This window comes from Collinsella sp. HCP3S3_D1 (assembly GCF_052064015.1).
Taxonomy (GTDB): domain Bacteria; phylum Actinomycetota; class Coriobacteriia; order Coriobacteriales; family Coriobacteriaceae; genus Collinsella.
The window spans coordinates 83,002-90,705 of the sequence record NZ_JBQHWK010000010.1; the positions used below are offsets into that span (position 1 = coordinate 83,002).

At 59.9% G+C, this 7,704-nt stretch carries 6 protein-coding genes; all 6 read left to right on the forward strand.

Annotated features, from left to right (window positions below; genetic code table 11):
* Positions 1 to 438 precede the first annotated feature (438 nt).
* The 6 genes from ACTNDJ_RS05110 (at position 439) to ACTNDJ_RS05135 (ending at position 6,764) form a co-directional block, all read left to right on the forward strand.
* Entirely contained in the window at positions 439 to 834 is a 396-nt protein-coding gene (locus tag ACTNDJ_RS05110) for a helix-turn-helix domain-containing protein (RefSeq protein ID WP_229770663.1), read from the forward strand.
* A gap of 285 nt (positions 835 to 1,119) precedes the next feature.
* Positions 1,120 to 4,002, forward strand: a complete 2,883-nt coding sequence (locus ACTNDJ_RS05115; protein WP_441063214.1) for a proton-conducting transporter transmembrane domain-containing protein — start codon at positions 1,120 to 1,122, stop codon at positions 4,000 to 4,002.
* 12 nt (positions 4,003 to 4,014) lie between these two features.
* Positions 4,015 to 4,608: an NADH-quinone oxidoreductase subunit B family protein gene (locus ACTNDJ_RS05120; protein ID WP_427795592.1), complete on the forward strand. Its 594-nt coding sequence runs from the start codon at positions 4,015 to 4,017 to the stop codon at positions 4,606 to 4,608.
* Complete coding sequence (locus tag ACTNDJ_RS05125) at positions 4,608 to 5,321, forward strand: NADH-quinone oxidoreductase subunit C (protein ID WP_441063213.1); 714 nt, start codon at positions 4,608 to 4,610, stop codon at positions 5,319 to 5,321. The genes ACTNDJ_RS05120 and ACTNDJ_RS05125 overlap by 1 nt, the downstream gene beginning before the upstream one ends.
* Before the next feature lie 5 nt (positions 5,322 to 5,326).
* The gene (locus tag ACTNDJ_RS05130) at positions 5,327 to 6,415 is read left to right on the forward strand and encodes a hydrogenase large subunit (protein WP_441063212.1); all 1,089 of its coding nucleotides are present in this window, start codon (positions 5,327 to 5,329) and stop codon (positions 6,413 to 6,415) included.
* 7 nt (positions 6,416 to 6,422) lie between these two features.
* Positions 6,423 to 6,764, forward strand: coding sequence for a 4Fe-4S dicluster domain-containing protein (locus tag ACTNDJ_RS05135; protein WP_441063210.1), 342 nt, complete (start codon positions 6,423 to 6,425; stop codon positions 6,762 to 6,764).
* Positions 6,765 to 7,704: the final 940 nt, after the last annotated feature.

A 7,704-nucleotide genomic window follows, 5' to 3' on the forward strand; every position in this document is an offset into this window, starting at 1 on the left:
GGCGGGGCGGTAGCACGGATCTGTCTCGCCCGGCCGCGTCCCATCGGGTGTCAATCGGGGCGGGGCCTGCAAGCGCAGCAGGTCCCGCCCTTTTTGTTTTGCCCCGGTGGACGGCAATGCGCGCTAATCATGGGGAGTGAGGCGTCTACTGCCCTGCAGACTGCTCAAAATTATTGGAGGAGGGGTTAATAATCATATCCTCTATTCCAAAGGATATAAAGAGATGCCAATTTTGCTGGCGAGCGAATGACGATTAGCTGCGAGCTAGTTACCAGCGTAAATAATCAATAAAGAAATGTCGTAAATTGGTGTCAAATTCCCAGATAGCGCCGCGTCTATTTTAATTAACTGCTTTGAGCAAACAGTAAAATGCTACTATCTAGCTTGCACGTAAGAAAGCAATTTAACGTTTAAGGCTAAGAAGTAGAAGTGGCAGGTATGTCAGAAACAACAAGGACTCGCACGCATGCGCCCGAGATTAGGCAGCGCGCTGTCGAGATCCTCCAAGAAGGGGTCGGCCATCGCGCGCTCGCCGCAGAGCTTGGCATCCCCCAGGCCACAGCCCGTCAGTGGGCCCGTGCGTATGCCGTGGGCGGCGCCGACGCCGTTCTCAATGCGGGCTCTCATCACCACACATATTCGTTTGACGTTAAGCTTGCCGTGGTTAAGGACCGCTTGGAACATGGTCTGACGGTGCGTGAGGTCATGGTCAAGCACAAGATCCCCAGCGAGTCTTCGGTTAAAGCTTGGTGCCGACAGTATCGCGACGGTGGCGAGGCCGCCTTGGTTGATAAGCCGCGGGGTCGTAAACCGCGCGTTAAAAAGGCGGAATAGCGAACGGGATGGTGCGTCCGCAGGGGCGCATTTTTCTTGCCGCGCCAACTTTTTGGACCGCCGCGAGTCTATCGGGACATCCTTCAAAGTGGTCAATAAACCGCGCGCAGTGGCCCGTGCGCCCGCCGCTACGATAGGGGGAGCGTCGCCTCTCTGCTCCAAAGCGGACATGCCCTTACCCCATACGCCTAAAACCCCCAGTTGACCGAAAACCTGCCGCCTGAACCCCCAATTTGAGCTATAACGTTAAATAATTGCAGCGTTTTTGCATGGGGGAGTGATGGTATGACGCTACTGTATTTCCTTACCCTGTTTCCGCTGGTACCGGCGATGGGCATGCTGCTCGCGCGCAGTGACCGAGCCCGCGATGCGGTAGGGCTTGTAGGCTCCGGCATTATTATGGCGGTGACCGTTGTAGTTGCCGTCTTATTTTTTGGCACGGGTCCGCAGGGCTTTGAGGTTGCCCCCGGCACCTCGCATGTGCTCTCGATCATCAGCTCCGTCATCGACGTAATTCTGTGCGCCGTCATCCTGTACAACGCGTTCAAATATAGGAACGCGTTTACCGGCGTGCTCGGCGTGGTGCAGCTGGTGGGTTCGGTTGCCTTCGCTGCCATGACGCTGCCCACGGCCGAGGTCGTCACCGCCACGCCGCTCTACCTGGACTATATGAGCGTGATCATGGTGCTCGCCGTTGGCATTGTCGGCAGCCTGATCTGCGTGTATGCCCTGGGCTACATGAGGGACTTCCAGGCGCACGATGAGCACGAGGCCGCGCTGCGTGGGCAGACCGCGCCCGACCGACGCCCGCAGTTCCTGGCGCTTATGTTCCTGTTCCTTTCGGCCATGTTCGTCATCGTGACGAGCGACAACCTGGAGTGGCTGTTCTGCGGCTGGGAAATCACCACCGTGTGCTCGTTTCTTATGATTGGCTATACGCGCACGCCCGAGGCTATCAAAAACGCCTTTACCCAGATCATCCTCAACATGCTGGGCGGCATCGCGTTTTTGGCGGGCCTTATGTTCCTGCACGTCAACGGCGTGCCGCTGACCATTTCGGGCATGATCGAGCTTTCCGGCGCCGGAACCGCGCAATCCGCGCTGCTGGTGCTGCCGGTCGTCTTGCTGTCGATCGCCGCGCTTACCAAGGCCGCACAGATGCCGTTCCACACCTGGCTGCTCGGCGCCATGGTCGCCCCCACGCCCACGAGCGCCCTGCTGCACTCGTCCACCATGGTCAAGGCCGGCGTGTTTTTGATGGTCAAGCTGAGCCCGCTGTACGCCACCTATCCCGTGACCGGCTTTATGGTCACGAGCGTGGGCGCCATCACGTTTTTGCTCGCCGCCCTCATGGCCGTCTCGCAGAGCAATGCCAAGCGTGTGCTCGCGTACTCCACCATTTCCAACCTGGGCCTCATCAGTGCCTGCCTGGGTGTCGGCGCGCCCGAGGCCGTGTGGGCCGCCATCTTCTTGATCTTGTTCCATACGGTGGCAAAGTCGCTGCTGTTCCTGTGCGTGGGCACGGCCGAGCATCATATCGGCAGCCGCAATATCGAGGACATGGACGGCATGTTCAGTCGCATGCCGCACCTGACGCGCCTGATGATGCTGGGCATCATGGGCATGTTCGTGGCGCCGTTTGGCATGCTCGTGTCTAAGTGGGGCGCCCTGGTGGCGTTTGCGCAGACCGGCAATGTGCTCATGATCATGGTGCTGGCCTTTGGCTCGGCCGCGACGTTCTTCTTCTGGGGCAAGTGGCTCGCCAAGCTCTCGGGCGTGGATTCTACGGCCGAAAACGTGGAGGGCAATGTCCATAAGACCGAATGGATAGCGCTCAACACTATCGCCGCGCTGCTGATTCTGTGCTGTGTAGCGTTCCCGATTATCTCGAGCGGTCTGGTGTCGCCTTACTTGGCCATGGTGTTTGGCCGCGTGCCGTATGTTATTGGCAAGGATGCCATGTATCTAATGGTGGTTATCGTGGCTTTTATCGCCGTGGTGCTGCTGACTTCATTCCGCGTGAGCGACAAACCGCACGTAAACGTATATCTTTCGGGTGTGGGAACCGACAATTACCGTCATTTCCGCGGCTCGATGGGACACGAGGTGAAGGCCGAAAAGCGCAATTGGTACCTGGAGGACGCCCTTGGCGAGAATCGCATTGGCCCCGCGGGCAGCATCGTGTGCTGCAGCATCATCCTGTTCGCGCTGCTATGCTGCGTATGGATTGGTCCCGATACGCTCGCCATGGGCGAGCCCTCGGTGCTGCGCGGCAAGTATTTCGAAGGCTCGGGCGTCGTGGGCATCTTTATAGGCACCGTGGCGTTTGCCCTGCTGGCGCCTTTGGTTGGTGGCCTGATCGACGGCATCGACCGCAAGCTGTCCGCCCGCATGCAGGGCCGCGTGGGACCGCGTCTGCTGCAACCGTTCTACGATGTAGCCAAGCTCCTGCGCAAAGCCCCTGCCAGCGTAAACACCGTGGACGATACCTACATGGCGTGCGCGCTCATCTTTACCGTGGTGGGCGGCGGCATCTTTGTGTCGGGTTCCAACACACTGTTATGCGCCTTTATGGTTACCCTCGCTGCGATCTTTGTGGTGCTGGCGTCCGCCTCGACGCAAAGCCCGTTTGCCCAGGTCGGAGCCGACCGCGAGCTGCTGCAGGTCATGAGTTACGAGCCCGCCGTTTTGCTGATGAGTGTGGGCCTGTACCTTGCCACCGACAGCTTCGATTCCATCGCCGTGACGGGGCAGTCGGCCCCCATCATCGTGTACAGCGCGCCCATCTTCCTCGCACTGCTCGCGGTGCTTACCATCAAACTGCGCAAGTCGCCGTTTGACCTTTCGTACTCGCATCACGCGCATCAGGAGATCGTCCAGGGCGTCGCCACCGAGATGAGCGGCGGCACGCTGGCCAAGATGACCCTTATGCACTGGTGCGAGACCGTGCTGTTTTTGATGTGGGTGGGCATGTTCTTTGTTTGGGACAACCCGGTGAGCTGGGTCGTCGCCCTGGTCGTTATGGTCATGACGTATTTTGCCGAGGTACTGATCGATAACACCTTCGCCCGTAGCACCTGGCGCAGCTGCTTTAAGCTCGGCTGGGGTGTGGCGCTGGTGTTTGGCCTGCTCAACCTTATGCCCATCCTCGTCGACGTGTTTATTTAGGAGGCGGCATCCATGGATCATAAAATGTCGCGTTCGCCGTGGGTTATTCATTACGACGGTTCGAGCTGCAACGGATGCGATATCGAGGTGCTGGCCTCGCTCACGCCGCTGTTCGATGCGGAGCGCTTTGGCGTGGTCAACACCGGCAACCCCAAACATGCGGACATCTTTTTGGTGACGGGGTCGGTCAACGCCCAGAACTTGCCCGTCGTGCGCCAGATCTACAACCAGATGCTCGAGCCCAAGTGCGTGGTGGCGTGCGGCATCTGCGCGTGCTCGGGCGGCGTGTTCCGCGATGCGTACAACGTGATCGGTGGCGTGGACCGCGCAATTCCCGTGGACGTGTACGCGCCCGGATGCGCCATTCGCCCCGAGACGGTGATCGACGCCATCGTGGAGGCGTGCGGCATCCTGGACCAGAAGGAGGCTGTGATGCGCGCCGGCGGCGACCCGCTTACCGTGGGCGGTGCTGCTACCTGGGATGGCGGCGTTGAGCTGGGCGAGGACGGATTTGTGGCCGCGGCTGAGGCCGGCGACGCGCCCGCCGCTGGCGACGCACCTGCTGGGACGCCCGCCGCGTCCGCCGCTGCAAGGGGGGCCGAGTAATGCAAAAGGCAATCTATACCACCGTCGAGCTCGATGCGCTGCTGTCGCATGTCCAGGCGCTCAAGGGTTCCGGTGCCCGCTTTGTACAAATGCACGCCGAGCGCAACGTAGACGACGGCTCGTACCGCTTGGTCTATACGTTCATCAACGTTCGTGCTGCCCAGGAGCAGATCGCGCAGGACGGCAGCTATGCGATTGAGAACCTGGTGGTTGAGGGCATCGACCAGTACCAGGAGATTCCATCCATCAGCTCGTACTACCCTGCGGTGTTCCCGTTTGAAAATGAGGCACACGACCTGTTTGGGCTTGCCATTACCGACATGCAGATCGACTTTAAGGGCTTTTTCTACCAGGTTTCGACTGCCGAGCCCATGAGCGTTATCACGCCCGAGGTGAAGGCCGCGCGCGAGAAGGCCATGAAGGTCCGCGCGGCCGCCGAGGCCAAGGCGCGCAAGGCTGCGGCCGAGAAGGCCGCCGCGGCTGCTGCAGGGGAGGGCGCTGCGAGCGTCGGCGATGCTGCGGGCGCTGCCGTCGCTCAGCCCGCTGCGGCTGCCGGCTCCGATGCTCAGCATGACGAGGCTGCCGCCAAGGCCGCGCTCAAGGCTGCCGAGATGGAGGCAAAGCTCGCCGCCATGGATCCCGAGAAAGCGGCCAAGGTTCGCGCGGCGCTTGCCGCCAAAGCCGCCCGCGATAAGCAAAAAAAGGAGGCGTAAGGTCCATGGCACATCGCTCCGTTATTCCGTTTGGCCCGCAGCACCCGGTGCTGCCCGAGCCGCTTCACCTGGACCTGGTGCTCGAGGACGACCGCGTTATCGAGGCAATTCCGCAGATCGGCTTTGTGCACCGCGGACTCGAGAAGCTCACCGAAAAGCGTGACATGCACCAGTTTGGCTACATCGCCGAGCGCATCTGCGGCATTTGCGCCGTGGGTCACAGCTGCGGCTATGCCAGCGCCTGCGAGCGCATGCTCGATATCGAGGTGCCCGGCCGCGTGCAGTATATCCGTACCATTTTGCACGAGCTTTCGCGCATTCACTCGCACCTGCTGTGGCTGGGCCTGCTCGCCGATGCCTTTGGCTTCGAGGCGCTGTTCTATCGTTCGTGGACCCTGCGCGAGCAGATTCTCAAGATCTTTGAGAGCACGTGTGGCGGTCGCGTGATTCTGTCGATTAACGAGATCGGCGGCCTTAAGCATGACATTGAGGACTCCGAGCTGGCGGGCATTGTCCAGACGCTCGATGCCATGCGCCCCGACTACGAGGCCCTGGTGCATACGTTTTTGGACGACAACAGCTGCGGCGAGCGCCTGCATGGCGTGGGCGTGATCAGCAAGAAAGACGCGCTGGACATGTCGATGGTCGGTCCGTTTGGGCGCGCCTCGGGCGTGGACTACGACGTGCGCATGTTTGGCGACGGTGCCTATGCGGACCTGGCTGCGTTTGAGCCCATCGTTGCCACCGATGGCGACTGCTATGCCCGCTGCCAGGTGCGCTGTGCCGAGGTCACGCAGGCCATGGACATCATTAAGGAGCTTGTGGGCAAGATTCCGCACGACGGCATCGGCGGGCGCACCAAGCTTACGCCGGCCGATGGCGCACGCGGCGAGGTTGTGATTGAGCAACCGCGCGGCGAGGCGTACTACTATGTGCGCGGTAACGGCACCAAGAATTTGGACCGTTTCCGCGTGCGCACGCCGACGTCGCAAAACCTGGCGGGCCTGACGCATGCACTGCAGGGCGTGCTCATTGCCAACGTGCCCATGATTATCCTGACCATCGACCCCTGCATTAGTTGCACGGAAAGGTAGGCGCGGCATGAGTTTGATGACATTTGCCAAGACGGCCTTGGGCTCTATGGTCAAGCAACCGGTCACGGTGCGCTATCCGCAGGAGGAGCTGACGGTGCCCGAGCGCCTGCGCGGGCATATCGTCAACGATATGGACGTGTGCATCTGCTGCGGTATGTGCGCACGTCGCTGCCCGGCGGGCGCGCTTGCGGTCGATCGCAAGGGTGGTACCTGGTCGATCGACCCGTACGCCTGCGTGGTGTGTGGCGAGTGCATCGAGAGCTGCCCCAAGCACTGCCTGACTATGGACACCGCGCGCACTCCAGTCGCGGCGGACAAGACTCCCACGGTAGAAACCAAGCCGGAATAGCACTGGAATAGAGCTGGAATAGGGGCCGGTGGGGCAAAAATGCCCCGCCGGCCCCGCGCGTGAACGCGCGGTTGGGCCGCCACGAACAAAACCATGCCGAATTACGGGGCTGAATAGCGAACCTCCGACCATACGGTAAATTGCAAAACCAAAACCGCAGGTAGACCGCTTGCTGTTTTTGAAAAAATGAAGGTATGGATGAGGGCTCCGGCTTTTGCCCCGTAATCTGGCATAGTTTTGAAATGGCGCCATATTGGTACCAGACCCTGATCCCCCGGGGATGGAGGAAAACGGATCATTTTGGCCTTGCGAGGGCTGCCACGTGACCCGTCTGCCACGAAATGGGCCTATCTACTACGTTTAAGCCGTCGCCCTCAACCATGGCAAATAATGCGAAATAAAAACCGCAGGTAAAACTCCTGTGGTTTTTCATGAAACGCGGTTATGGTCGGGGGTGCAGGACTAAACGTAGTAGATGGGCCGATTTCGTGGCGGGCGCCGTCAGCCGATCTCCGCGGGCGGAAGAAAACGGATCACTTTGGTCCTGCGAGGCTTGCGGAGGCATTCGTGCAGGGGCGCCCGAACAAAACTATGTCGGTTTACTACGATAAATTCGACATCCCCGACCATGACTGCATTTTTCCAAATATTGCAAGCGTTCTACCTGCGGTTTTGCAAGCTCGCAATTTGCTGTGGTTGAAGGTGGGCGATTCATCGTAGTAAACTGGCATCGTTTTGAAATGGCATTAAACCGGTAGCAGACATTTTGTTATGCCGGGGCGGTCGGTCTTCGGGCAACTACCCTCGCAGGTAGGCGATGGCGATCTGCGTGCGGTTGCGCAGGCCCATTTAATATGAGAAAGCCATTGTCAATAGGCGTGTTTGTTCGAGCCCGGTTTTAAACCGGGCTTTTTCGTTTCCCGTCGGGAGGGCCCGCGCA